Raw genomic sequence first — 22,436 nt, 5'->3', positions numbered from 1 at the left:
GCGGCGGCGGGGCCCGGGGCTCATCGCTCGCGCTGGAACTGGAGCTGTCCGGAGTTCACAGCGATGCGCACGCGGTCGCCCGTACCGAACTCACCCGACAGGATGCGCTCCGCGAGGGGGCCCTCCACGAGCCGCTGCACCATCTGCCGCATGGGGCGAGCGCCCAGCTGCGGGTCGAAGCCGCCGGACTTCAGCAGGTGGCCGACCACGTCGTCGCCCGCCACGTATTCGATGCCGCGCTCGGTGGCCAGGCGCTTGCTGCTCTCCTCCAGCAGCAGCGTGGCGATGCGCGCCACCTCCACCTCCGCCAGGGGACGGAAGGGGAGCCGTTCGTCGATGCGGTTCCACAACTCCGGCGGCAGCGCCTTGCGCGCCACCGAAGACGCCATGTCCATGGCGTCCCCGGGGCCCGCGGAATCCGCGCCGAAGCCCACTGGGCGGCCGGTGCGGGAGAAGGCCTCCGCGCCCAGGTTCGTCGTCATGACGATGACGGTGTTGGAGAAGTCGATGTGGCGCCCCTTGCCGTCCGTCAGGCGGCCTTCCTCCAGGACCTGGAGGAGGAGCATCTGCACCTCGCGGTGCGCCTTCTCGATTTCGTCCAGCACCACCACCGACGAGGGCCGGCGGCGCACGGGCTCCGTGAGCTGTCCGCCCTCACCAAAGCCCACGTAGCCGGCGGGCGAGCCGATGAGGCGCGAGACGCCGTGCTGCTCGGACATCTCGCTCATGTCCAGGCGCACCAGCGCATCGCGGTTGCCGAACAGCACGTCCGCCAGCGCGCGGGCCATCTCCGTCTTGCCCACACCCGTGGGGCCCAGGAAGAGGAAGCTGCCCATGGGGCGGCGCGACGCGAAGCCCGCGTAGTTGCGGCGGATGACCCGGGCGATGCGCGTGACTGCCTCCGAGTGTCCGATGACGCGCTCCGCCAGGTCCTGCTCCAGCCGGAGCAGCCGCGACGAGTCGTTCATCAGCAGGCGCTCCTCGGGAACGCCCGCGAGCTTGGCCACCACGCGCGCCACGTCGGCGGGCTCTACCACGTCAAGGCCCTCGCGGTGGCAGCGGCTGCCCGCCAGGTCCACCACGGAGATGGCCTTGTCCGGCATGAAGCGGTCCGTCACGTAGCGGCTGGCGAGGGACGCCGCGGCCTCCAGCGCCTCGGGCGTGTAGCGCAGCCCGTGGTGCTCCTCGTAGCGGCCGATGACGCCGCGGAGGATCTCCACCGTTTCCGGCACGGAGGGCTCGTTGACCACCACGGCGGTGAAGCGGCGCTCCAGGGCCGGGTCGGTGCTGATGAACTTGCGGTACTCGTCGTGCGTGGTGGCGCCGATGCACGGGAACTCACCGCGCGCCATGGCCGTCTTCAGCTCGTTGGCCGCGTCCTGCGGACCGTCACCCGTGGAGCCCGCGCCCACCAACGTGTGGATTTCGTCGATGAAGACCACCACGCGGCCCTCGGCGCGGCGGACCTCGTCCTTCAACGCGTTGAGCTTCTCGGAGAACGAGCCGCGCAGCTGCGTGCCGGCCACCAGCGTGGCCATGTCCAGCTCCACCAGCACCTTCTCCGACAGCGAGCCACGCAGCTCGAGCAGGCGCTGCGCCACGCCTTCCACCACCGCCGTCTTGCCCACACCGGGCTCGCCCAGCAGGCAGGGGTTGTTGGTGCGGCGCTTGCCCAGGATGTCGATGACCTCCTCGACCTCGCGCGCGCGGCCCACCACCGGGTCCAGGCGGCCCTCGTGGGCGGCCTGGCTCAGGTTGCGGCCCAGCGAGGTGAGCAGGGGGTAGGCCTTGGCGTCGAGCACGGGCGACGCGGAGGCGGACTGCGCCGGCCGGGCCGAGGGTATAGGGGTGGCCGTGGGCGTCGAGGCAGGGGACGGCGCGGCGCGTGCGACGGGCGCGGGCGGCGGCGGAAGCGCTTCCGGCTCCTCGTCCACGTCGATGAGGTCGCGTGGCGACAGCGCGGGCGTGCTGTAGCGCGGCGGTGGCGGCGGCGCGGTAAAGGACGGGGGCGACGACGGCGGGGCGCCGGGCCGGGAGCGCGGCAGGCTCAGCGTGACGGCGGAGGCCGGGAGGGGAGACGGCGGCGCGCCCAGGGGACGGCTCGCGGGCCGGGGGCCCAGGGTGTGCGACCGGCCCAACTGGAGGCGGCGCGGCATGTGACCACTGGTGAAGTAGGACATCGCCACGCGCATGAGGCCGCCCAGGTCCAGCCCGGCCTGCAGCAGCAGCTCCTGGGCCGCGCAGCGAACTCGGGCCACGGCGATGAGCAGGTGGAGGCAGTCCGCCTCATGGGAGCCCACATTGGTGGCGATCTCCCGGGTTTTCTCGCGCAGCTCCCGGAGCAGGCCGTCCGGCTCCGCGGGAGCGGCCGTCAGCAGCTGGAGGATGGCGTCCTCGTCCACGCCTCGCTCCTTGAGCAGCAGCTGTGCACGGTTCTCCACCGTGAAGAGCGCCAGGAGCACGTGGGCGGAGGTGACCCTCTGCACCACGCTCTGTGCGATGTCATTCGCTTCGTGGAGGACCTGCGCGAGGTCCGTGCTATCGACCATTCGAACTCCGGCAAGCGACCAGACGAGCGGAATACACCCTCTTGGGGTGTCCGGCAAAATTTCCGCTACAGGCCGCTACATGTGTCTTAAAGCACTGGAGTAGAAAGCGTCCGCCAGCGGAATTTGGCTGGCTGCCTGCCTGTTCGGCGTCTTTCTTCGGCTGGCCAGGCAATTGCCTGAGGACGAGCGTCGTACTTCGCTCCGAGACCTCCACCACCATATGACTTCTCTTGCTCAACCGGCCCGCGTCTTCGTCGATCCCCTCGATGGGACCCGTGCCGCCGTCGAGGCGCGCCGCTGGGTGTGGCCTCTCCTCATCCTGGCCTTGTGCGTGTCCGCTTCCGGGACGCTCTTTTCCCTCCGTTGGGACGTCGCGCCTGACGTCATCCGCCAGCTCCAGGGTTCTGGTGGGCTGATGGGGCTGTCCGAGGCGGACCTCACGGACAAGATCCAAACGGAGTCACGCAAGGCGCTGGTCGGTGGCATCGCCAAGGGCGCCATCCTGATGCCGCTGATGGCGCTGCTCCTGGCCTGCATCCTGTGGGTGGCCAGCTGGCTCTTCGACCGGCCCGCGTCCTTCGAGCAGTTGCTGTCCGCGGCCGTCCTGGCGCTGCTGCCCATCGCGCTCTACCACCTCATCCTGACCCTCTGCATCGCGGCGCAGCACTCCATTACCGTGGCGCGGGTGATGAACCTCGTACCGTCGAATCTGGGAGCCGTGTTGCAAGGCTTGAGTCCGAAGATGCAGCGCGTGGCGTCCACCGTGGACTTCTTCAACCTCTGGAGCACGGGCCTGTTGGGCCTGGGCTTCTCCGCCGCCACCGGGATGAGCCGTGGGCGCGCGTTGCTGCTCGCGGTGGCGCTGTACGCCATGTACGCGGGCATCTTCCTCATCGGCCTTCCCGCTCAGGCAGGTGCGCAATGAACGCGCTCGTGGTCGCGGCCGCGCTGGCCGCCGTTCCCGTGGACTCCGGCACGCCCATCACCCTGGACCAGGCACGCGCCGAGGGCCGGCAGAACGTCGCCGCCATCCAGTCCCTGCTGGACGTGGCGATGGCGGACGAGGACGTGAAGCTGTCCCGTGCAGCGCTGCTGCCGCAGATCTCGGTCGATGCCTCTGCGGGAAAAATCTGGTTCGGCCGCCGGCAGGAGTTCATCACGGTTCCGGACCCGGCCAACCCGGGAGGCTTCGTCCGCAACGCGGTGGAGACGCCCTCCACCAGCACGCAGAACTACGACCTGGGCATGTCGCTCACGCAGATCATCTACGACCGCGCCCGCTGGAAGCAGTTGGAGCAGAGTGGCGTGGTGCGTGACGCGCAGAAGGGGCAGGCGCGCGAGGAGGCGGACACCTCCGAGCTGGAGGCCATCCGCCGCTTCTTCACCCTGTATCGCTCCCAGGCCACGCTCAACGTGCTGAAGGCCACCGTCCAGCGCAGCGAAGAGCAGGTCGAGCGTGCCCAGGCCCTCTTCCATGCGGGACGCACGGGCAAGAACGAGGAGATCACCGCCGCGGTGAACCTGGGGACCGACCGCATCAACTACACGGCCATGCTCGGGCAGTTGGTCAACGACCAGACGCAGCTGGCGGTGTGGCTGGCCCGGCCCGGCACCGATGTGCTGACGGCCTCCGACCCGGGCGTGCTCACGACCGAGCCTCTGCCCGCCCCGTCCGTCAACGAAGCGCTTTCGTCGGCGCGCGCGTACCGGCCGCTGCTCAAGACGTTGGAGCTGCGCATCCGCGCCGCGGAGCTGCGGCAGTCCATTGCCCGGTCGGAGTATCTGCCCCGTCTGGTGGCCCAGGGTCTCTACAACCGCGGTGGTCCGGATGCCTCGCTGGTCTTCACCGAGCCGCGCCTGCAGAACCGTTTCACGGCGGCCGTCGGCTTGAGCTGGGACATCTTCACCGGTCTGTCCACGGGCGCCAGCTCCCGCCGTGCCGAGGCGGACATCCGCAAGGCCCAGCTGACGCTGGAGCAGACGGCGCGGGAAATCGAGGGTGAGGTTCGCGCCGCGCACCGCACGCTGGAGGCCAAGCTGGAGGCCGCTCGCCTGGCCGCGCAGAACGTCGAGGCCGCTGTCCAGGGCCTCGATATGCAGGAGGCGCGCTTCCGCGCTGGCGCGGGCTCCACCCTGGAGGTCCGCGACGCGCAGCTGAGCCTGACGCGCGCTGAACTCGCCTTGCTGGAAAACAGGATCGATGTCGAAATCGCTCGTTATTCGTTGCTGCGGGCCATGGGCGCCCTGAGCCCGGGAGAGTCGAAATGAAGTGGTGGAAGGGTGCCATTGCTGGCGCGTTGTTCCTGGGTGCTGCGGCCATCACGGTGGGTGGGCTGAAGGACCGTCCGCCGCCGTCGCTCGAAGTCCAACTGTCGAAGGCCCGTAAGGGCACCATCACCCGCACCATCACCGGCGCGGGCAAGGTGCAGGCGGCCACGACGGTGAAGATCTCGTCCAGTCTCTCCGGTGACCTGGTGGAGCTGGCGGTGAAGGACGGCGAGGCGGTGACGAAGGGCCAGGTGCTGGGCCGCATCGATCCGCGCCTCTATCAGGCCGCGCACAAGCAGGCCTTGGCGTCGCTGAACGCCTCGCGCGCCGACGTGCAGGTGGCGGAGGTGGAAGTGGGCCGCACGCAGCTGGAGCTCGCGCGCGTGGAGGAGCTGGCGAAGAAGGGGCTCTCGTCCACCGCCGAGGTGGACACGGCGCGAGCCACGAAGAGCACGGCGGATGCGCGGCTGGCCTCCGCCAAGCAGATGCAGGCGCGCAACATGGCCATCGTGGACCAGGCGCAGACGGACCTCACGCGCACGACGCTGGTGTCGCCCATCGATGGCAACGTCATCGAGCTGTCGCGTGAAGTGGGTGAGCGCGTGCGTGGCTCGGACCTGTCCGAGGACGTGGTGATGACCATCGCCGCGCTCAGCGCCATGGAAGTGAAGTTCGAGGTGGGCGAGCACGAGGTGGTGCACCTCAAGCCGGGCCAGCCCGCGGAGATCACGCTGGACGCGCTGGAGGGCCAGACGTACTCGGGCTCCGTGGTGGAGATTGCCCAGAAGGCGCTCATCAAGAACGAGGGCACCGAGGCCGAGGTGACGAGCTTCCCCATCACCGTCGCGCTGGACACCCGTCCGCCCGGCGTGCTTCCGGGCATGAGCTCCGAGGTTCGCATCTCCGCGGAGACGCACAATGACGTGGTGCTGGTGCCCATCCAGGCGGTGACGGTGCGCTCGGACCGCTCGTTGCCGGATTACAAGGCGCCCATCGAAGGTGGCGGGCTGACGGCGAAGCGGACGGAGTCCCTGGCCAAGGTCGTGTTCGTGGTGGACAGCAGCAACAAGGCGCAGGTGCGCCGCGTCCAGACGGGCATCGCCTCCGACACGGAGCTGGAGATCGTCTCCGGACTCAACGAGGGCGACCGGGTGATTGAAGGTCCGTACCGGACGCTGTCGAAGGAGCTGAATGACGGCGACATCGTGCGTGAGCCCGAACCGGGCGCGGGAATGAAGGGCGGTCGGAAGTCGTGAGTCAGGCCAGTGGCGCGGGACCGCTCATCCAGGTGGAGAACATCACCCGCGTCTTCCACGTGGGTGGGGAAGAGGTGCGCGCGCTGCGCGGCGTCTCCTTCGGCATCAACCGGGGAGAATGGGTGGCCATCATCGGCCAGTCAGGTTCTGGCAAGAGCACGATGATGAACGTGCTCGGCTGCCTGGATACGCCCAGCAGCGGCCGGTACATGCTGAACGGCAAGGACGTGTCGATCATGAGCGACGACGAACTCGCCGTTATCCGCAACGTGGAGATTGGCTTCATCTTCCAGACCTTCCAGCTGCTGCCCAAGGAGACGGCCCTGGCCAACGTGGAGCTGCCGCTGGTGTACCGGGGCATCGGCGCGCGTGAGCGGCGCGAGCGGGCCAAGGCGGCGCTGGACAAGGTGCAGCTCACCCACCGCATGCACCACCGGCCCAACGAGCTGTCCGGTGGTCAGCGCCAGCGCGTGGCCATTGCCCGCGCGCTGGTGTCCGAGCCCTCCATGCTGCTGGCCGACGAGCCCACGGGTAACCTGGACTCGGCCACGGGTGAGGAGATCGTCCGCCTGTTCGAGCAGCTCCACAAGGCGGGCCACACGCTGGTGCTCGTCACGCACGAGCCCAAGCTGGCGGCGCGCTGCCCCCGGGCCATCCGCCTCAGCGACGGAGAGATTGTCGCGGACGGTGACGGCCGCACGGTGGCCCTGGGGACGGCGACGGACGTGTTGAACGCGGGGGGCGCATGAGTCAGCGGTCCGCCTTCCGCGTGGATGTGCTGGAAGGCGCGCGCATCGCGGTCTTCTCATTGAAGGCCAACCGCCTGCGCACGGTGTTGACCACCCTGGGCATCGGCATCGGTGTGGCCACGCTGCTGGCCATCGTCGGCATCATCCAGGGGCTCAACACGTCGTTCCACCAGCAGCTCGCGACGTTTGGCGCGAACACGATGTACGTGTCCAAGTGGCCCTGGATGATCAAGGGCGACTGGTGGAAGTACCGCAACCGGAAGAACTTCACCCTGGAGCAGATGCACCGGCTGCGCACGCTGGCGCCCTTCGTGACGGCCATGTCCCCGGCGGTGTCGCGCCTTTCGGACGTGGCGCACGGCGGCGAGCAGCTGTCCACCGTGCGCATCCAGGGCGTGACGCACGAGTACCTCAACATCTCTGGCTACGAAATCACCGGCGGGCGCTTCCTCACCGAGGCGGACGACGCGACGACGCGGCCGGTGGCGGTGGTGGGCGCGGACGTGGTGGACGGGCTCTTCCCGGGCGTCAGTCCAGTGGGGCAGTCGATTCGCATCGACAACCGCACCTTCCAGGTGGTGGGCACGCTCAGCCGCAAGGGGAAGATGGTGGGCGAGAGCATGGACCTGCTCGTCTTCATCCCCTTCAAGACGTTCTATTCGAGCTTCGGCAAGGGCCGAAGCTTCGAGATCGCCATGGCGGTGGAGGATGCCTCGCAGATGCGGTCCGCGGAGGACCAGCTCACCGGCATCCTCCGGCGCGTGCGCTCCACGCCGCCGGGCGCGGACGACGACTTCTCCATCAACCGGCCGGAGGCCATGGCGCAGACCTACGAGCAGCTCACGGGCGCGCTCTACGGTGTCGCCGTGGGTGTGGGACTCATTACGCTGCTGGTGGGCGGCATCGGCATCATGAACATCATGTTGGTGTCGGTGCGCGAGCGGACGCGGGAGATTGGCGTGCGACGCGCGCTGGGCGCCCGGAAACGGACCATCGTCTTCCAGTTCCTGATGGAAGCCTCGAGCGTGTCCGCGGTGGGAGGCCTGCTGGGGACGACCGTGGGGTTGGGCACGGCCAAGGTGGTGTCGCTCATCACGCCGCTGGCGGCGGACGTGCAGCCGATGACCGTGGTGGCGGGGGTGGGCTTCGCCGCGCTGGTGGGCCTGCTGTTCGGCATCTGGCCGGCGGCGCGCGCGGCGAACCTGGACCCCGTGGAAGCCCTCCGTTACGAGTGATGTGATGCGAGCGTTCCTGGACAACTTGCGGCTGGCGCTGGGCACCTTCCTGGGCAACCCGCTGCGCTCGCTGTTGACGCTGCTGGGCATCGTCATCGGCGTGGCGACGGTCATCACGATGATGGGGCTCATCGAGGGCCTGCGCATCAAGGTGAACAACGACCTGGGGCGGATGGGCGCCCACACCTTCCAGGTGACGAAGTGGCCCGCGGGCGGCTTCGGGCGCATCAACTGGGCCAAGTTCGCCAAGCGCAAGGACTTCGAGATGCCCGACTCGCGGGCCATCGAGGAGTCCTGCCCGTCGGTGGGGACGGTGGTTCCCACCGACGACGAGGGTGGCCAGAAGCTGTCCACCGCGAGCTCGGAGACGCGGCCTTCGGTTCGCGTGTTCGGCACGCCGGCCAACTACCCGCTGGTGAGCGGCGTATCGGTGCAGGCCGGCCGCTACTTCAACGAAGTGGAGGCGCTGGACGGCCGCTACGTGGTGCTGCTGGGGACGGACGTGTCGGACGCGCTGTTTCCCGGCATGAACCCGGTGGGCCACGAGGTGCGCATCAAGGGCCGGCCCTTCCGCGTCATCGGTTTGCTCCAGAAGCGGGGGAGCATGCTGGGCATGTTCAGCCTGGACAACCAGGTGATGATTCCGCTGAGCGTCTTTCACCAGCTCTACGGGAAGAAGCGCTCGCTGGACATCAGCGTGCAGGCGAAGTCCCCGGAGCTGTTCAGCAAGGCGCAGGACGAGGTGGCCTCGCTGATGCGCCGCCGCCGCGACGTTCCGGCGAACATGCCCAACGACTTCGAATTGCACACGAACGAGTCGGTGACGGCGTCGTTCAATCAGCTCTCCCAGGTCATCACCATCGCGGGCGTGGGCGTGTGTCTGCTGTCCCTGGTGGTGGGCGGCATTGGCATCCTCAACATCATGCTGGTGTCGGTGATGGAGCGGACGCGGGAGATTGGCGTGCGCAAGGCGCTGGGTGCGCGCAAGCGCCGCATCCTGGGACAGTTCGCCACGGAGGCGGTGCTGCTGTCGCTGATGGGCGGCGCCCTGGGCCTGGGCCTGGGCTTTGGGCTGGTGTTCCTGGGCAACTGGATGATGGGCTTTCCCATGCAGGTGCCCCCGTGGGCGGTGGGCCTGGCCCTGTTCATGAGCTGCGGCGTCGGGCTCCTGTTCGGCATCTACCCGGCGGCCCGGGCGGCGAAGTTGGATCCGGTGGAGGCCATGCGGGCGGATTGAGGGCGGTGGTTCCCGGTGACGGGCGCCACCCTTCGCGTTAAGCACAGCCCATGGCGCCTCGCATTGGAACGCTCTGGGACTCCGTCGGAAACACCCCGCTGCTGCGCATCGGCTCGCTGAGCCGGCAGACGGGGTGTGAAATCCTCGCGAAGGCCGAGTTCATGAACCCCGGCGGCAGCATCAAGGACCGCGCCGCGAAGGGGATGATTCAGCGCGCGGAGGCGCAGGGCCTGCTGAAGCCGGGCGGCGCCATCTTCGAGGGCACCGCGGGTAACACCGGCATCGGTCTGGGGCTGCTGGGCCGCGAGCGCGGGTACCGCGTGGTCGTCACCATGCCGGACAACCAGGCCCGCGAGAAGTACGAGCTGCTGGAGGCCATGGGCGTGGAGGTCCGCAAGGTCCCCGCCGTGCCCTTCGCCAATCCAAACCACTTCTTCCACCAGGCCCGCGTGCTGGCGGAAGCGCAGGGCGGCTTCTGGGCGAACCAGTTCGAGAACCCGGCCAACGGCGACTACCACTACGAGACGACGGGCCCCGAAATCTGGGAGCAGTGCGAGGGCCGCGTGGACGTGCTGGTGGCGTCCGTGGGCAGCGGTGGAACCATGGGCGGCGTCAGCCGTTACCTGAAGGAGAAGAACCCCTCCGTGCGCGTGGTGTTGGTGGATCCACCGGGCTCGGGCCTCTTCACCTTCGTGCGCGAAGGGCGCATGGAAGGGCCCGGTTCCTCCATCACCGAGGGCATTGGCATCATGCGCCTCACGGAGAACTTCCGCCGGGCCCGCGTGGACGAGGCCATGCGCCTGGGCGACCAGGAGATGGTGGAGATGCTCTACCACCTGGCCCGCGAGGACGCGCTGGTGGTGGGCACGTCGGCGGCCCTCAACGTGCGCGCCGCGTGGGAGCTGGCGCGCCGTCACCGGGAAGGGGGGCTGCGCATCGTCACCTTCCTGTGCGACCACGGCAGCCGCTACGCGTCGAAGGTGTTCAACCCGGAGTTCCTCGCGTCCAAGCAACTGGAGGTGAGGCCGCTTCCGGAGGTTTGAAAGGGCGGGGCTCTCGGGTGGCCGTGCTGCAATTCAACACCCTGGGACTGCAATGACTCTCCCTTGAGTCTGTGACGTCTGGTGTTACAGGGCGAGTCACGCTGTGGCGTGATTTGTCATTGCCACCAGCGGCGGCGCACGCGCTGCGCTTGAAGGCATTGAAAGAGGACTCTGGCCTGCGGGGTGCACACGGCCGCGTTGCAGTCTACCCGCGAGGAGTCCCCCATGAATCAGTCCTCCAAGAAGTTTCCAGGCGTGTTGCGCGCCTGGACTGGCGTCGTCGCCACATCTCTGCTCGCAGGGTGTGGTGGCTCCGAGTCCCTCCCTTCGGAGGAGCCGGCCGCCGCGGCGCAGGAGCAGGCGCAGACGGGCGCCGCGCCCATCATCGATTCGATGGATGCCATCGCGCTCGACAGCGAGCTGACGTCGAGGACGCGCAGCCTCATCCGCGCGAAGCTCGCGCAGGGGCAGGAGCATCAGCAGGTTCCCGTGGTGTCGGACTCGGGGCAGGCGCTCGTGCTGAACGACCAGGGCCTCAATGGGGACGAGCAGGCCGGTGACGGCGTGTTCTCCGCCATTGGCGACGTGGACTTCGTCACGCACCGGGCCACGCAGGACCGCATTCGCGAGTTCCAGGCGCGCAATCCCCAGACGCCGCTGACGGTCGCGACCTTCGACAACCGCGTCCGCGTCTCCGAGCGCGCACTCACGCCGCTGTCGCCCGACGTCTTCCGGCCGGGTGTCCCCATCTCCATCTTCCCCGCGGGTATCTCCCTCGCGGTGAAGCCGGAGAACTCGCTCATCATCACCCACCCCAACGTGGTGAATGACCCGACGCGCACGTATGACCCGTGCACGAACGCCGGCAACCCGAATGGTGTGTGGACGTTCAACCACCTGATGCGGGAGATGGCGAGCTCGTACGTGTCGCCCGCAAACCTGACGGAGCACTGGCTGCGTCAGTGGACCGTGAACCAGAACATCAACGGCTGGACGGTGCCGGCGCGCCCGGCGATGACCGCGCGCATCCTCACGCCGTGGCCGCGCTCGAGCGGCGGGCTGGAGCTGGCGCGGTCGCCGTTCAAGCTGGTGGCCATCGTCAACCGCCTGGACCTGGGCGCCGGCGCGGGGCCGTCCGCCTACGCTTCCGGTAACGCGGGCGAGCTGCGCTTCGTCTTCGCCGCGGTGGATCGTTCAAGCGGGGCCTGTGGCGTGCGGCCCTTCCTGGTCATCTTCGAGTACGGCGTCCCGCACGCCAGCTGTGACGCGGTCCGCACCTGGGCGCAGGGGTGGCTGAACCTGTCGGCGCCGTCCATGATTCTGGGCAGCTCGGCGTACAACGCGGCGCTGGCGAGCCTCACGCAGCAGGTGGTGGTGCGCAACGCCGCGCCCCGCAAGCCGAACGGCAGCGCCATCAACCAGATCCGCACCAACGAGGAGTGGCTGCGCTACCCGTGGGAGCTGCGTGAGTTCCACCTGATGGGCTCGGGCCCCTCGGTGAACCGCCTGCAGGGCCAGCCGACGGTGCTGACGCCGGGCGACTCGCACAACAACACGACGGTGCTGCGTGACTTCATCAACGCGAACACGCCCGCCATCCTGGCCAACAGCTACACCGTGCCGCCGACGTACCCCACGTCGAGCACGCGGTTCCTCGGCGCGTTCCCGTGGATTTCGTCGCCGACGGACTCGTACTGGCGTGCGTCGGGCATCTCCGTCAACGACGCCCGTCACATCTTCTCGCGCAACACCTGCAGCGGCTGCCACGGCCGCGAAACGCGCACCGAGTTCACGCACATCGACGAAAACGGAACGCTGTCTCTCTTCCTCGCCACGGGCATGGCCAGTCCTTCCACGGCCTACTGGGTGCAGGACCCCGTCGTGACGTCGCTGAGCCGTCCGTTCTACGAAATCCAGATGCGCAACACGAACCTGGACAGCGTGGCGAACCAGTCCTGCCTGGCGCGCGCGTTCGACCGGCCTCTGCTCTCCGCGCACTGAGGCGGGGAAGCCCGACCGGGGCGCATCGATTCAACGGTGCGCCCCGGGGAGGGCGGCCGAGGCCGCTACATGAGCGGCGTCGGGAGGATGGACAGCGGCGGCGCGTCCAGGGGCGCATCCTCGGGACGGCGCGCGTAGGCGAGCATGCTGCCGCCGTCCTCTGATTCAGCGAAGAACCGCTCGATGGGGCCGAAGAGGAAGTCCAGCTCGTCGTCCGTGCACGTGGGCAGGTAGACGCGCAGCACGCGCGGGTCGTAGTAGCGGAACACCAGTGGCTTGCCGTTGGCGTCCTTGACCTTGAGGAAGCGCCGCAGGTGCCGCCGCAGCGCGTCCGGGTGGGCCGGGCTCTGCACGAAGATGCCCCAGCTCTTGCCCCAGCCCGCGGCGAGCAGCTGCTCCGTGGCGGGCGCTCCGGGCCTCAGCTGCACCAGGTAGGGCGCCACCTCCACCAGCTCCGGTGGCAGCTTCCCCGCGTAGAGGCAGCTCTGCGTCAGGCCACAGGTGAGCACCAGCCGGTGGATGTTGGGGGCCCGCGCCCCGTCCAGGATGGCGTAGAGCGCCGAGGTGGGCGCTTCCTCCGTGGCCTGACGCACCCACTGCAGTAGGCCCGGAAGCTGGGGGACGGGGGCGCTCACGCCGCGGCCTGCTGCTTCTTCTTTTCACACTCCTCGCAGAACGGCACACCCGCCGCCGCGGCCTGGCGCAGGACTTCGGCCTGCCGTGCCGGGTCTGGGAAGAGGGTGAAGACCTCCACGGGCGGGCGCGCCAGGGGGATGACTTCGGGCTCGGGCCGGGGGGGCGGCAGGGCCGGTTCCGGCCACGCCCAGGCGGCGGCGCGGCGCTGCACGCGCAGGGCCACCAGCTCACGGCGCTCCAGCGCCTGCACCAGCCGCTCACGCACGCGCGCGTCCTGCCGGGAGCGGTCCAGTGAGCTGGCGTTCCACGGAAGGATGCCGCCCAGGGCCTCGTACATCTCCAGCAGGGGCCTGCGGGCGGAGGTCAGCCAATGGTCGAGCTGCCAGGTGATGTGCTCGGCCGGGACGCACTCCCGCTCGTCGAGGGCCGTCACGGCTCGCATGACGAGCAGTTCGTATTCTTCGGCTCCAGAGCGGAGCCGCCAGGGGCCAGGGAAGCCGATTCCAGGGACGGACATGACGACCTTGTCGGGGCTTCAGGGAAAGGGCCGCGTCCAGGACGCGGAATGGACTCAGAGTGTACCCGGGGCCGGGTGAAGCTGCATCCCGGCCTGCACGAAATCTGCACGAACATTCCTTGGCAGCCGCACAAGGGGGCCATCACCGTTGCACGGGGGCCGCACATCCTGCGCCCATGAACGCACCTCCTCCGCTGCCTCCCCGTCCGCCGCGAGCGCCCGAAGGCGCCCTTCGCCGAGCCCTTCGCTGGCTCGTGGCCCACCACGTCTTCGGCAGTCTGGTCATCGTCGTCTTCGCCACGGCCGTCATCGCCGGGCAGGTGGCGGACCGGACGGACTTCGCCAACTCGGAGCTGGCCGCCGGGGTGGAGGACCGCTGGGGCGCGCCCGTCACCCAGCCCGCGCCGTCGCTGCGCTACGTGCACAGCGGCACCATCTTCACCGAGCTGAAGCCGCTGCCCTTCGACCGCCAGCACGTCGAGGTGCAGGCGAAGATGAACTACCGCAAGCGCGGGCTGCGCTACTTCTCCGGCTTCGACTTCACCCTCAACGCCGACTACGCGGTGGTCAACCGCGAGAGCACCGACATCGACGTGGCGTTCATCTTCCCCATGGAGATGGACAAGTCGCAGGTGCTGCTGTCGGAGCTCCAGTTCCTGGTCGACGGCCAGGAGTCCAGCCTGGACCTGGGCGAGTCCGGCAACCGGCTGGTGTGGACGGGCCGCATCGCCAAGGGCGCCACGTCCCGTTTCACCATCCGCTACCGCGCCCGGGGGCTGAACTCATTCGTGTACCGCCTGGACCCGGCGCTCCCCGCGCGGGACGTGCGCGTCCATGTCGCCGTCGAAGGAGGGGAGAACTACGACTACCCGGCGGGCGTGCTGGCCTCGTCGTCGGTGAACACCACGGCCGACGCGGTGACGCTGGACTGGGCCTTCCAGTCGTTGGAGTCGGGGGTGAACCTGGGCGTCATCCTCCCGTCGGAGAAGACCTTCGACGCGCTGGTGGGCACGATGGCGACCCGGGCCTGGGTGCCCTTCCTGGGGCTGCTCGCACTGCTCGCGGCCCTGGGGTTGCGCCACCGCCGTTCGCTCGCGCTCCACGAGACGTACCTGCTGGCGTCCGTGTACGGCTTCTTCTTCGTGCTGCTGGCGTACCTGGCGGCCTTCATGAACTTCTACGCCGCCTACGCACTCTGCGCGGTGGGCCTGGGCGCGGCGGTGGTGGTGTACGTCCGCTGGCTCTTCCCGAAGGAGCGGACGTCCGTGCTCGCGGGACTATGGGGCGCCACGCTGGTGGTCCCCACTGGCGCCGTCATCCTCCAGGGCTACACCGGCCTCATCTACACGCTGGAGATTCTCGCCGCGCTGCTGGGGCTGATGGTGCTCTCCACCCGCGCTGGTGTGCGGGCCTTCCTCTCCGACTTGTCCCTGCCCGGTGAGCCTCCGCGCGCCGCCGTGGCTCCCGCTGCCTCCACCCCTGTCACCCCGGAAGCGAGCTGATTCCGCCATGTGGACCGTACCGCTCTTCGTTGGACTCCTGCTGACCACGGCCGATGGCTCGGCCTCCACGTCTCCCTCCGGCACCGCCACCGTGCCGCTTCAGGAACTGATTCCCCTCTACGCGCAGCGCCAGTCGGCGCCCGTCGAAGCACCTCCGATGGCGGCCCTGGTGAAGAGCCAGCTCAAAGGCCGGCTCACGGCGGATGCCCTCTTCGTGGACGGGCACTTCGACGTGGAGGTGCTCGCGGATGGACGCTGGACGCAGGTGCGCCTGCTCCAACTCGACGCCGACACGTTCCCGGCCGCGTTGCCCGCGCTGGAGGAAGGCTCCGTGGGCGTCGTCGACGGGTACCTCTGCCTGCTCACGCGGAAGGCGGGGCGCTACGTCTTCGACGTGGGCGTCTCCATCCGCTCGCCCGGAGCGGGGCCGGAGCGCCGTGCCCAGCTGCGCTTCGGGCCCCACGCGTCCCCGGTGCCGCTGGCGCTGGAGGCGGACACGTCCGTCTTCACACTCACCGAGCCGGTGGCGTCGATGGGAGGCGAGTCCCACGCCGTCTATCCCGTGCAAGGCGCGCTGCGCGTCGGCTGGCGCGCGGCGGTGGCGCGGGTGGCACAAAGCCAGAAGCAGCAGGTGCGCCCGCCGCTCGAGCCGCGCATCACCGAGGCCACAGCGTCCTGGGTGTCCACGCTGGAAGGCCGTGCCACGCTGCGCGTCAGCTACGCGCTGAGCCTGGACCGCGAGCAGCCGCTGGAGCTGGTGCTGCCCGAAGGACACCGGCTCGAGCGCGTCACCCTGAACGCCATTCCCGTCCCCGTGGAGTCGGAGAACGGCACCCTGGCGTTGAAGGCCACTCCGGCGCGGCTGGGAGAGACGGGCGGGACGCTGGAGGTGGTGCTGTCGCGAGAGCTGGGCGTCTTCCACCTCTCCGGCCGGTTGAAGCTGGCGTTGCCGCGAGTCTCCTGGCCGGTGGCGGAGCTCCGTGCACGCGCGCACTTCCCAGCGGTGTTCAACTACCGGCGCGAGGGCGGCAGCCTGGAGCAGTACGAGTCGACGGGAGCCGTGGCCGCGGAGGTGTCAGGCCTGCCCGGAAAGGCGCTGCATTTCCGCCAGTTCCTGGTGGCCGCGTCCTCGCCCACGCTGGAGCTGGGCTACTCCGTGGACATCTCCGACAGCTACTTCCGTTGAAGCCGGGGCACGGGCGCCACCACCGCGAAGGTGGTGCCCGTGTCGGAAGGAAGCAGTTCCAACCTCGCGTGGAAGGCGCGCAGCATGGACTGGGCAATCGTCAGGCCCAGGCCCGTGCCGCCTCGCTCGCGGGCGGTGGTGAAGAAGGCGTCGAAGATGCGCGCACGGTTGGCCTCGGAGATGCCTTTGCCGTTGTCCTTCACCACCACGCGCACCATGTCCGCCTCCGGGGCCTGCTCCACCGACAGGTCCACGCGGATGGTGTCGCCACCGTGCTGGCGGGCATTGGTGACGAGCTGCCACAGCACGTCGTCGAGCACCTCCTGCGGGAGGCTCACCTTCAGTCCCGTGGGCGGTGCCGTCACATGGATGTCCGTGGCGCCTTCCGCGCGGGCGCGAAGGGCGAGCCCCTCCAACAGCGGGCCCAACTCCACCTGCGCGAGCGTGGCCGTCATGGAGTCCGCACGGGCCAGCTCCAGCAGGCGCTGCACCAGGCGGGTGAGCCTGCGGGCATCCGCGTCCACGTTGGCGAGGAACCGCGCGTGTTGCTCGGGAGACATCGCGTCGGCGCTGTCTCGAAGCAGCTCCACCGCGCCTTGGATGGAGGCCAGCGGCGTCTTGAACTCGTGCGACACGTTGGCCGCGAAGGAACGGATGTACTGGTTCCTGTCTCGCAACGCGGTGGCCATGCCGGCCAGGGACTCGGAGAGCTCGGCCAGCTCCGCCACCACGGGGCGCGCCATGGGTTCGAAGCCCGCGGGGTCGCTCATGGCGATGGCGCGCGTCTGCTTCACCAGCGCGCGCACCGGCCGGCCCACCAGCGCGGCGGCGGCCAGCGACATCAGCGCCACCGCGCCGAGCAACACGAAGCCGGTGGCGGTGAGGTTCCACCGGTCCGCGTACGTCGCCTTGGCGAACGTCATGGGCGTGCGCGTCAGCACCACCGCGCCCCAGACGCGATCGCCTTCCAGTACGGGCAGCGCCACCGTGACGCGGATGCCGGTGTCGCGGCTGAGTGACGCCAGTGGGGTGTCCTCGGGATCGGCGACGCGGCGGCGCATCACGCTGACGGGCTCGCCGCGCAGGGCCCGCTGGACCTCGGTGCGGTCCGCCAGCGTCGTCCACAGCAGCGCGGGGCTGCTGCTGGCCACCACCACGCCCTCGGTGTCCACCACGCGGATGCCGGCCAGGGTCGCCGCGCGCACCTGTTCGAGCAGCGGCGTCAGCTGCAGTCCGGCCGCCTGTGACAGCGGCTCCGCGGGAACGAGCGAAGGCCGAGGCGTGTCGCCCGGCGGAAGGGACGCATCCGAGGCCCTGAGCGACGGGAGGATGGGGCGCAGGCGCGTGTCGTCGGGAATGGGGAAGGGCCAGGGAGCGGTGCGCTCGCGGCCGTATACGCCCTCCGGCACGGTGGCGCGCAGCCGCTCGCGGAAGACCTCCGCGACCACCGCGCCCTGGGCAATCAGCTCCGACTCCGTCTGGCGGATGAGCTGGTTGTCATGGACGCGCACGAAGGCGAGCCCCGCAAGCGTGAGGGCGAACCCCGCGACGCCCACGGCGGCGAACACCAGCCACAAGCGCGGGCGCGCGCGGCGCTCAGGGGAGGGCGAGCCGATAGCCAAGGCCATGCACCGTCTCGATGACGTCTCCGCCCGCGCTGGCGAACTTCTGCCGGACCCGGCGCACGTGACTGTCGATGGTCCGGTCGCTGACCACCACGTCGTCGTAGACGCGGTTCATCAGCTCATCCCGGGTGAAGACCTTGCCGGGGACTCGGAGCAGCGTGGCCAGGAGCTGGAACTCCGTCACCGTGAGCACCACCTCCGTGTCCTGCCACCACGCGCGCCAGCGCTCCGCGTCCATGCGCAGCGGCCCTCGAGACTGCATCCGCGCCGCGGGCACTTCGACCTCCGGGGCGGGCCGCGCGCGCCGGAGCACCGCCTTCACGCGGGCCACGAGCTCGCGCGGACTGAAGGGCTTGGTGAGGTAGTCGTCGCCACCCAGCTCCAGGCCAAGGATGCGGTCGACCTCGTCATCCCGTGAGGAGAGGAAGACGATGGGCAGCTCGTGCTTGCGCCGGACCTCTCGGCACACGGCGAGCCCGTCCAGCTCCGGCATCATGATGTCCAGGACGATGAGCGCTGGGAGGGCCCGGTCGACCTGCGTCAGGGCGGCGCGGCCGTCCGCGGCCTCATCCACCCGGAAGCCTCCCTGCTCCAGTGCGAAGCGGACGATCTCCCTCAGGTGAGGATCATCGTCGACGACCAGGACTGTGGGACGTTCGGCCACGGCTGCTCGGGAGGGGAGGATTGCGACGACTGCCGCACTCTACACCCGCCCGGGCCGGGGAGACGGCCGGGGCGCAACCCCGGCCGTGACTACGACTACCGGCGTGAGCGCCGGCGGGGCCGCGGAATCGCAATCGCCGCGGCGAGTAGGAGAATCACTGGAATGAACACGAGCATCGTTTGCGCCGTCACCTTCGCCCCCATCGAGGAAGTGCCGCTACTATGGCGGGCCGGTCTGACGTTTCGCTCGCGGCAATCCTGAAAACAGGTTTTGACGGGACGGTGACAGCGCCCGGCGTCAGATCAGCTCGCGGGTGATGACCTCGGAGCGCTCCTGGTCGTTCCAGGTGACCTTCCGGGTCTCCCGGCCGTTGAAGTAGATGGCCTCCCGGTCGCTGATGAGCTTCCGGATGGTGATGCGGGCGACGGACTGCTGTTCGTCCACGCCGTGGGTCAGCTCGTACCGGGCGACGTCATGGGGGAGCTCGCCCAGGCGGAGGCGGACCTCGCCCAGCATGTCCACGTAGTCCGCCAGCGCCTGCATCTGCCCCAGCGCGCGCCGCATCACCGTGCCCGTGCGCTTGCTGAGCACCCGGTCCCAGAAGAGGTAGCCCGCGCCCAGCGTGGCCGTGCTGGTGAAGAACATGAAGAAGGTGAGCGCCGGATCCAGGTACCGGTTCTGGGTGAGGCCCTGGTGCTTCGAGGCTTCCACCAGGATGTCCTTCATGGCCTCCACGGCCGTGCGGTGGGCCAGCTGCGTCCACTCCCGCGCATCCCGCTCCGCGCCCAGCAGCAGCCAGCAGAGGCCCAGGTGCAGGGCGATGAACGACAGCCGCGCCTTGTCGCGCTCGGTGCCCATGGCTTCCGTGAAGCAGCTCCGCGCGGACTTCAGCCGCTCCAGCTGTTCGTCGCGGGTGGCCTGAGGGGCGCGCACGGCCTCCAGGTGGAGCCGCCCGGCATGGAAGGGACCTTCCCGCAGCGGCCGGACGTCGCGATGCAATCCGCGAAGGAGGGTGAGCTGTGCTTCGTGAAGGCCGAGGAGTGTCTCCAGCAGCGTGACCGCGGCGGGCGCCTGATATCTGCCGCCCGCGTGCGGTGGAATCGCCAGGACGAGATCATCCCACTTGGCCATGTACGGACTCCGTGTGGCTGGGCGATGCAAGACGTGCGGCAAGCCCCCTCACGGATCAGTGTGCCATAACCTCCACGCCATCGAAGAATGTGGGCCGCAGTTCATGCGAGAGCGGCATTCTTCAATGAGGTGGGGCGACTGGCTTTCAAGCTCGGTAGAAAAAGCCAGTCACTCTCTCGAAATGGCGTGAGTCTGTTTTTACTCCCCCGTGCCGAGCCCTCGCGCGTGGCTCAGCCCTGGCCCGGTGGAGGCGCCATGTACATGCGGAAGCGCGTCACCGGCCGGTAGCCCATGCGGGTGTAGACGGGCTCGCCCGCGCTGGTCGCGTGGAGGACGGTGCGCTCGGTGCCCCAGTCCTGATGGGCCTTCGCCAGCGCATGTCGCATCACGGCCTCGGCGGCACCCTGCCGGCGGTGTTGCGGCTGGGTCGCGACGAGGGCGACGTAGGCGGCGGCATCCACGCGCAGCACCACCGTGCTGGCCGCGGCCTCTTCGTCGCGGCACGCCACGAAGCCCTGGCAGTCCGGGGTGTAGAGCGTGTCCTCGTCGAACGCTTCACGGCCGAAGTGGCGGGGGACGTCGTAGGCGTTGGCGTTGATGTCGGCCACGGCCTGCCGGCCCCAGGTATCCGTGACGGGACGGACGGCGAACGGGGGCTGTGGGTGAATGGCGGGCGCCAGCCGGTCCGCCACCATTCCGGTGACGCCCATCTCGGACTTGAGCCCGTACCAGGCAAGGATGGAGGGCGCGTTGTCGCGCACGGAGGGCGCCAGCCAGTCGTCGCAGATGACGAAGCTCCAGCCATGTTTGCCGGCGGAGAAGTAGCGCGCCGCCGAAGCCGCCGCGGCCGCGAGCGCTTGTTCCGTTTCGACGGGCGCGCGCAGGAAGGCGGAGTTCATCATCGACCAGGCTACGTGGCAGGCGGTGATGTAGACCTCGGGGCGCTCCACCACTTCACCCGACTTGCTGCCCAGTGCGAACAGCCTCCAGGCTCCACGGTACTGCGCGTTGGACTCATCTATCTCGACGCGTGAGGGGGCGGGCATCGTGGCTCCTGGGGTGAGGGGAATCGGCGAGCATACCCGACCTCGGGAGCGTTCAGCGCGCCACTGCCCGGCAGTCGCGGGTGGCGGTGGACGCGGGGCGCGTCTACGTTGAGCGGATGACGCATGCGGTTTCCGAGACGTGGACACTGCCCTGGCGGGGCCTGGGGTTGAGCAGCAACCTGAGCGTGGCGGACGTGCCGCAGCCCTACCGCTTGCTGGACGAGTCACCGGGCCTCTTCGACTACGTGGAGTACAGCGCGCCGCTCTCCTTGGAAGAGTCGAAGGCGCACGCCTCGTTGTTCCCGGAGATGTGGCGCCGTCGCCAGGACGTCCCGGTGCTCTTCCATCCCGTCCACCTCAACCTCTGGGGGCCCGCGCTGGAGCCAGGCCAGGCCTTGAGGGATTTGGACGCCCACGCGCGCGCCGTGGAGAGTCCCTGGGTGGGCAACGACGTGGGCTGGTGGCACGTGGACGGGCAGCCCTTCCCGGGCTACCTCTACTTCACGCCGCCCTTCAACGAAGCGGGCCTGGAGGCGTGCGTGTCCCACGCGCTCCATGTCCAGCGGCACCTGTCCGTGCCGCTCGTGCTGGAGAACCCCGCGGTGCTCGCGCGGCGCGGGCAGTGGCATGTGCTCGACTTCATGGCGAAGCTGCACGCGCGCACCGGGGCGCCGCTGCTGCTCGACCTGGGGCACCTGCTCAGCCATCAGCTCTCCGCGGGACTGCCATTGGAGTCGGGGCTGGACGGCTTTCCGCTCGACCAGGTCATCGAGCTGCACATCGCCGGAGGCGTGGTGACGCACCGGGGGCCGCGCAGCTTCTACGTGGATGACCACACGCAGCCGGTGCGCGAGGAGCTGTTCGACCTGCTGGCCTCGTTGATTCCGCGCTGCCCGTCGCTGCGTGCCGTCACCTTCGAGGGAGATGGCCACCCGCCCGAGGTCGCCCGGATGTCCTTGCGCCGCCTGCGCCAGCTGGTGCCCTCGGGAGCGCGTCCTCCGCTGACGTGGTGCGTACCGGCGGCTGTCGCGGCCGTGCCTCCACTCACGGAGGACAGCCAGCCCTGGGCCTTGTTCGACGCGGGTTACGCCGCCGCGCCCGCGGCCTCCGTGGAGGACGAAGCCGGCACGCTGGCGGACCAGGACTTCCGCCTGGCCGTGGTCGCGGAGGTCCTCGACCGCGATTGGCCACTCACCCGGTTGTTGCTCGCGGGCACGCGGGAGGGGCTGGCGGCCTTCACCGGCTCGAAGGAGTACCGGAAGCTCTTCGACTCCGTGACGCGGACGCCCGGGCAGTCCTTCGCGTCCTGGGCCATGCGCCGGCTGCGCGAATCACCGGATGAGGGGGCGTCGGCGGCGTTGACGCTGGAGATGCTGCTGCCGTCGCTGTTCACGCGGCGGGTGCCCGCGCCCGCGCCGGGGCAGGTGGGGTTGATGGAGGACGTGCGGGTCGGGTCGCTTCCCGTGGACCTGTCCGAGCTGGTCCATTCCGCCCGAGCCGTACGCCGGCACCTCACGGCCCGTGCGTGGGCGTGTGGCACGTTGGAGCTGTCCGGCCTGGATTCGCTGAACCAGGTGGCGCGCCGGCCGGGCCCGGGGCCCTGGTCCTTCGTCGCTCGGCGCAAGGCGGGAGGACCGGAGGTGATGTCGGTGCCCCCAGCCTTGGGTGAATTCCTGGGAATGCTCGCTGTGCGGCCCATGGCCGAGGCGGAGGTGTCCCCTGGGTTGCTGGAGGCGGCGAGGGGGCGTGGGCTGATCCGCCGGGGATAGCGGGAAGAATTGTTCAGGATTG

The 22,436-nt window shown here is 69.4% G+C and carries 18 protein-coding genes; 11 read left to right on the top strand and 7 right to left on the bottom strand.

Going from position 1 to position 22,436, the window contains the following annotated elements:
- Window positions 1–20: 20 nt before the first annotated feature.
- Entirely contained in the window at window positions 21–2,549 is a 2,529-nt protein-coding gene (locus OZ403_RS21710; protein WP_268781622.1) for an ATP-dependent Clp protease ATP-binding subunit, read from the bottom strand.
- A gap of 220 nt (window positions 2,550–2,769) precedes the next feature.
- On the opposite strand from OZ403_RS21710, the gene OZ403_RS21705 reads away from it, so the two are divergent.
- The 8 genes from OZ403_RS21705 (at window position 2,770) to OZ403_RS21670 (ending at window position 12,338) form a co-directional block, all read left to right on the top strand.
- Window positions 2,770–3,474, top strand: a complete 705-nt coding sequence (locus OZ403_RS21705) for a YIP1 family protein (RefSeq protein ID WP_174258853.1) — start codon at window positions 2,770–2,772, stop codon at window positions 3,472–3,474.
- The gene (locus OZ403_RS21700) at window positions 3,471–4,817 is read left to right on the top strand and encodes a TolC family protein (protein ID WP_140792574.1); all 1,347 of its coding nucleotides are present in this window, start codon (window positions 3,471–3,473) and stop codon (window positions 4,815–4,817) included. The genes OZ403_RS21705 and OZ403_RS21700 overlap by 4 nt, the downstream gene beginning before the upstream one ends.
- The gene (locus tag OZ403_RS21695) at window positions 4,814–6,073 is read left to right on the top strand and encodes an efflux RND transporter periplasmic adaptor subunit (RefSeq protein WP_140792572.1); all 1,260 of its coding nucleotides are present in this window, start codon (window positions 4,814–4,816) and stop codon (window positions 6,071–6,073) included. Before OZ403_RS21700 ends, OZ403_RS21695 begins: the two co-directional genes overlap by 4 nt.
- A complete protein-coding gene (locus OZ403_RS21690) occupies window positions 6,070–6,822 on the top strand; it encodes an ABC transporter ATP-binding protein (protein WP_140855408.1) in 753 nt (250 codons plus the stop codon). Before OZ403_RS21695 ends, OZ403_RS21690 begins: the two co-directional genes overlap by 4 nt.
- A complete protein-coding gene (locus OZ403_RS21685) occupies window positions 6,819–8,057 on the top strand; it encodes an ABC transporter permease (RefSeq protein WP_140798712.1) in 1,239 nt (412 codons plus the stop codon). The genes OZ403_RS21690 and OZ403_RS21685 overlap by 4 nt, the downstream gene beginning before the upstream one ends.
- Window positions 8,058–8,061: 4 nt before the next feature.
- Window positions 8,062–9,294: an ABC transporter permease gene (locus OZ403_RS21680; RefSeq protein ID WP_268781621.1), complete on the top strand. Its 1,233-nt coding sequence runs from the start codon at window positions 8,062–8,064 to the stop codon at window positions 9,292–9,294.
- Window positions 9,295–9,344: 50 nt separating this feature from the next.
- The gene (locus tag OZ403_RS21675; RefSeq protein ID WP_268781620.1) at window positions 9,345–10,337 is read left to right on the top strand and encodes a cysteine synthase A; all 993 of its coding nucleotides are present in this window, start codon (window positions 9,345–9,347) and stop codon (window positions 10,335–10,337) included.
- A gap of 225 nt (window positions 10,338–10,562) precedes the next feature.
- Complete coding sequence (locus OZ403_RS21670; protein WP_237077292.1) at window positions 10,563–12,338, top strand: choice-of-anchor X domain-containing protein; 1,776 nt, start codon at window positions 10,563–10,565, stop codon at window positions 12,336–12,338.
- A gap of 65 nt (window positions 12,339–12,403) precedes the next feature.
- Here OZ403_RS21670 and OZ403_RS21665 read toward each other — a convergent pair whose 3' ends face one another.
- Entirely contained in the window at window positions 12,404–12,973 is a 570-nt protein-coding gene (locus OZ403_RS21665) for a DUF4123 domain-containing protein (RefSeq protein WP_268781619.1), read from the bottom strand.
- Window positions 12,970–13,416: a hypothetical protein gene (locus tag OZ403_RS21660; RefSeq protein ID WP_268781618.1), complete on the bottom strand. Its 447-nt coding sequence runs from the start codon at window positions 13,414–13,416 to the stop codon at window positions 12,970–12,972. The genes OZ403_RS21665 and OZ403_RS21660 overlap by 4 nt, the downstream gene beginning before the upstream one ends.
- A 251-nt stretch (window positions 13,417–13,667) precedes the next feature.
- On the opposite strand from OZ403_RS21660, the gene OZ403_RS21655 reads away from it, so the two are divergent.
- Window positions 13,668–14,993, top strand: a complete 1,326-nt coding sequence (locus tag OZ403_RS21655; protein ID WP_268781617.1) for a hypothetical protein — start codon at window positions 13,668–13,670, stop codon at window positions 14,991–14,993.
- Between the two features lie 7 nt (window positions 14,994–15,000).
- Window positions 15,001–16,179: a hypothetical protein gene (locus OZ403_RS21650; protein ID WP_140792556.1), complete on the top strand. Its 1,179-nt coding sequence runs from the start codon at window positions 15,001–15,003 to the stop codon at window positions 16,177–16,179.
- On the opposite strand, the gene OZ403_RS21645 is transcribed toward OZ403_RS21650, so the two are convergent.
- The 4 genes from OZ403_RS21645 to OZ403_RS21630 all read right to left on the bottom strand — a co-directional run bounded on the left by OZ403_RS21645 (window position 16,167) and on the right by OZ403_RS21630 (window position 20,645).
- Window positions 16,167–17,807 carry a sensor histidine kinase gene (locus OZ403_RS21645; protein ID WP_268781616.1) on the bottom strand — a complete coding sequence of 547 codons (1,641 nt, stop codon included), beginning with the start codon at window positions 17,805–17,807 and terminating at the stop codon, window positions 16,167–16,169. The two genes, OZ403_RS21650 and OZ403_RS21645, sit on opposite strands and share 13 nt — an antisense overlap.
- Window positions 17,776–18,468, bottom strand: coding sequence for a response regulator transcription factor (locus OZ403_RS21640; RefSeq protein ID WP_140792552.1), 693 nt, complete (start codon window positions 18,466–18,468; stop codon window positions 17,776–17,778). Before OZ403_RS21640 ends, OZ403_RS21645 begins: the two co-directional genes overlap by 32 nt.
- A 297-nt stretch (window positions 18,469–18,765) precedes the next feature.
- The gene (locus OZ403_RS21635; protein WP_237077290.1) at window positions 18,766–19,599 is read right to left on the bottom strand and encodes a hypothetical protein; all 834 of its coding nucleotides are present in this window, start codon (window positions 19,597–19,599) and stop codon (window positions 18,766–18,768) included.
- A gap of 230 nt (window positions 19,600–19,829) precedes the next feature.
- A complete protein-coding gene (locus tag OZ403_RS21630) occupies window positions 19,830–20,645 on the bottom strand; it encodes a GNAT family N-acetyltransferase (RefSeq protein ID WP_140798707.1) in 816 nt (271 codons plus the stop codon).
- 116 nt (window positions 20,646–20,761) lie between these two features.
- Here OZ403_RS21630 and OZ403_RS21625 point away from each other — a divergent pair, with 116 nt between their 5' ends.
- Window positions 20,762–22,414 (top strand): DUF692 domain-containing protein, encoded by a 1,653-nt coding sequence (locus OZ403_RS21625; protein WP_268781615.1) that lies wholly within the window; start codon window positions 20,762–20,764, stop codon window positions 22,412–22,414.
- Window positions 22,415–22,436: the final 22 nt, after the last annotated feature.

It is taken from the genome of Myxococcus sp. NMCA1 (assembly GCF_026810205.1).
Classification (GTDB): Bacteria; Myxococcota; Myxococcia; order Myxococcales; family Myxococcaceae; genus Myxococcus; species Myxococcus xanthus_A.
The sequence above is the reverse complement of the archived record's forward strand: the minus strand, read 5'-3'. Positions and strand labels throughout refer to the sequence as shown.

What these genes read in the sequence shown, in the direction of transcription:
- OZ403_RS21710 (WP_268781622.1), bottom strand. Translation starts at nt 2,549, where the DNA reads ATGGTCGATAGCACGGACCTCGCGCAGGTCCTCCACGAAGCGAATGAC.
- OZ403_RS21705 (WP_174258853.1), top strand. Translation starts at nt 2,770, where the DNA reads ATGACTTCTCTTGCTCAACCGGCCCGCGTCTTCGTCGATCCCCTCGAT.
- OZ403_RS21700 (WP_140792574.1), top strand. Translation starts at nt 3,471, where the DNA reads ATGAACGCGCTCGTGGTCGCGGCCGCGCTGGCCGCCGTTCCCGTGGAC.
- OZ403_RS21695 (WP_140792572.1), top strand. Translation starts at nt 4,814, where the DNA reads ATGAAGTGGTGGAAGGGTGCCATTGCTGGCGCGTTGTTCCTGGGTGCT.
- OZ403_RS21685 (WP_140798712.1), top strand. Translation starts at nt 6,819, where the DNA reads ATGAGTCAGCGGTCCGCCTTCCGCGTGGATGTGCTGGAAGGCGCGCGC.
- OZ403_RS21680 (WP_268781621.1), top strand. Translation starts at nt 8,062, where the DNA reads ATGCGAGCGTTCCTGGACAACTTGCGGCTGGCGCTGGGCACCTTCCTG.
- OZ403_RS21675 (WP_268781620.1), top strand. Translation starts at nt 9,345, where the DNA reads ATGGCGCCTCGCATTGGAACGCTCTGGGACTCCGTCGGAAACACCCCG.
- OZ403_RS21670 (WP_237077292.1), top strand. Translation starts at nt 10,563, where the DNA reads ATGAATCAGTCCTCCAAGAAGTTTCCAGGCGTGTTGCGCGCCTGGACT.
- OZ403_RS21660 (WP_268781618.1), bottom strand. Translation starts at nt 13,416, where the DNA reads ATGCGAGCCGTGACGGCCCTCGACGAGCGGGAGTGCGTCCCGGCCGAG.
- OZ403_RS21655 (WP_268781617.1), top strand. Translation starts at nt 13,668, where the DNA reads ATGAACGCACCTCCTCCGCTGCCTCCCCGTCCGCCGCGAGCGCCCGAA.
- OZ403_RS21650 (WP_140792556.1), top strand. Translation starts at nt 15,001, where the DNA reads ATGTGGACCGTACCGCTCTTCGTTGGACTCCTGCTGACCACGGCCGAT.
- OZ403_RS21645 (WP_268781616.1), bottom strand. Translation starts at nt 17,807, where the DNA reads ATGGCCTTGGCTATCGGCTCGCCCTCCCCTGAGCGCCGCGCGCGCCCG.
- OZ403_RS21635 (WP_237077290.1), bottom strand. Translation starts at nt 19,599, where the DNA reads ATGGCCAAGTGGGATGATCTCGTCCTGGCGATTCCACCGCACGCGGGC.
- OZ403_RS21630 (WP_140798707.1), bottom strand. Translation starts at nt 20,645, where the DNA reads ATGCCCGCCCCCTCACGCGTCGAGATAGATGAGTCCAACGCGCAGTAC.
- OZ403_RS21625 (WP_268781615.1), top strand. Translation starts at nt 20,762, where the DNA reads ATGACGCATGCGGTTTCCGAGACGTGGACACTGCCCTGGCGGGGCCTG.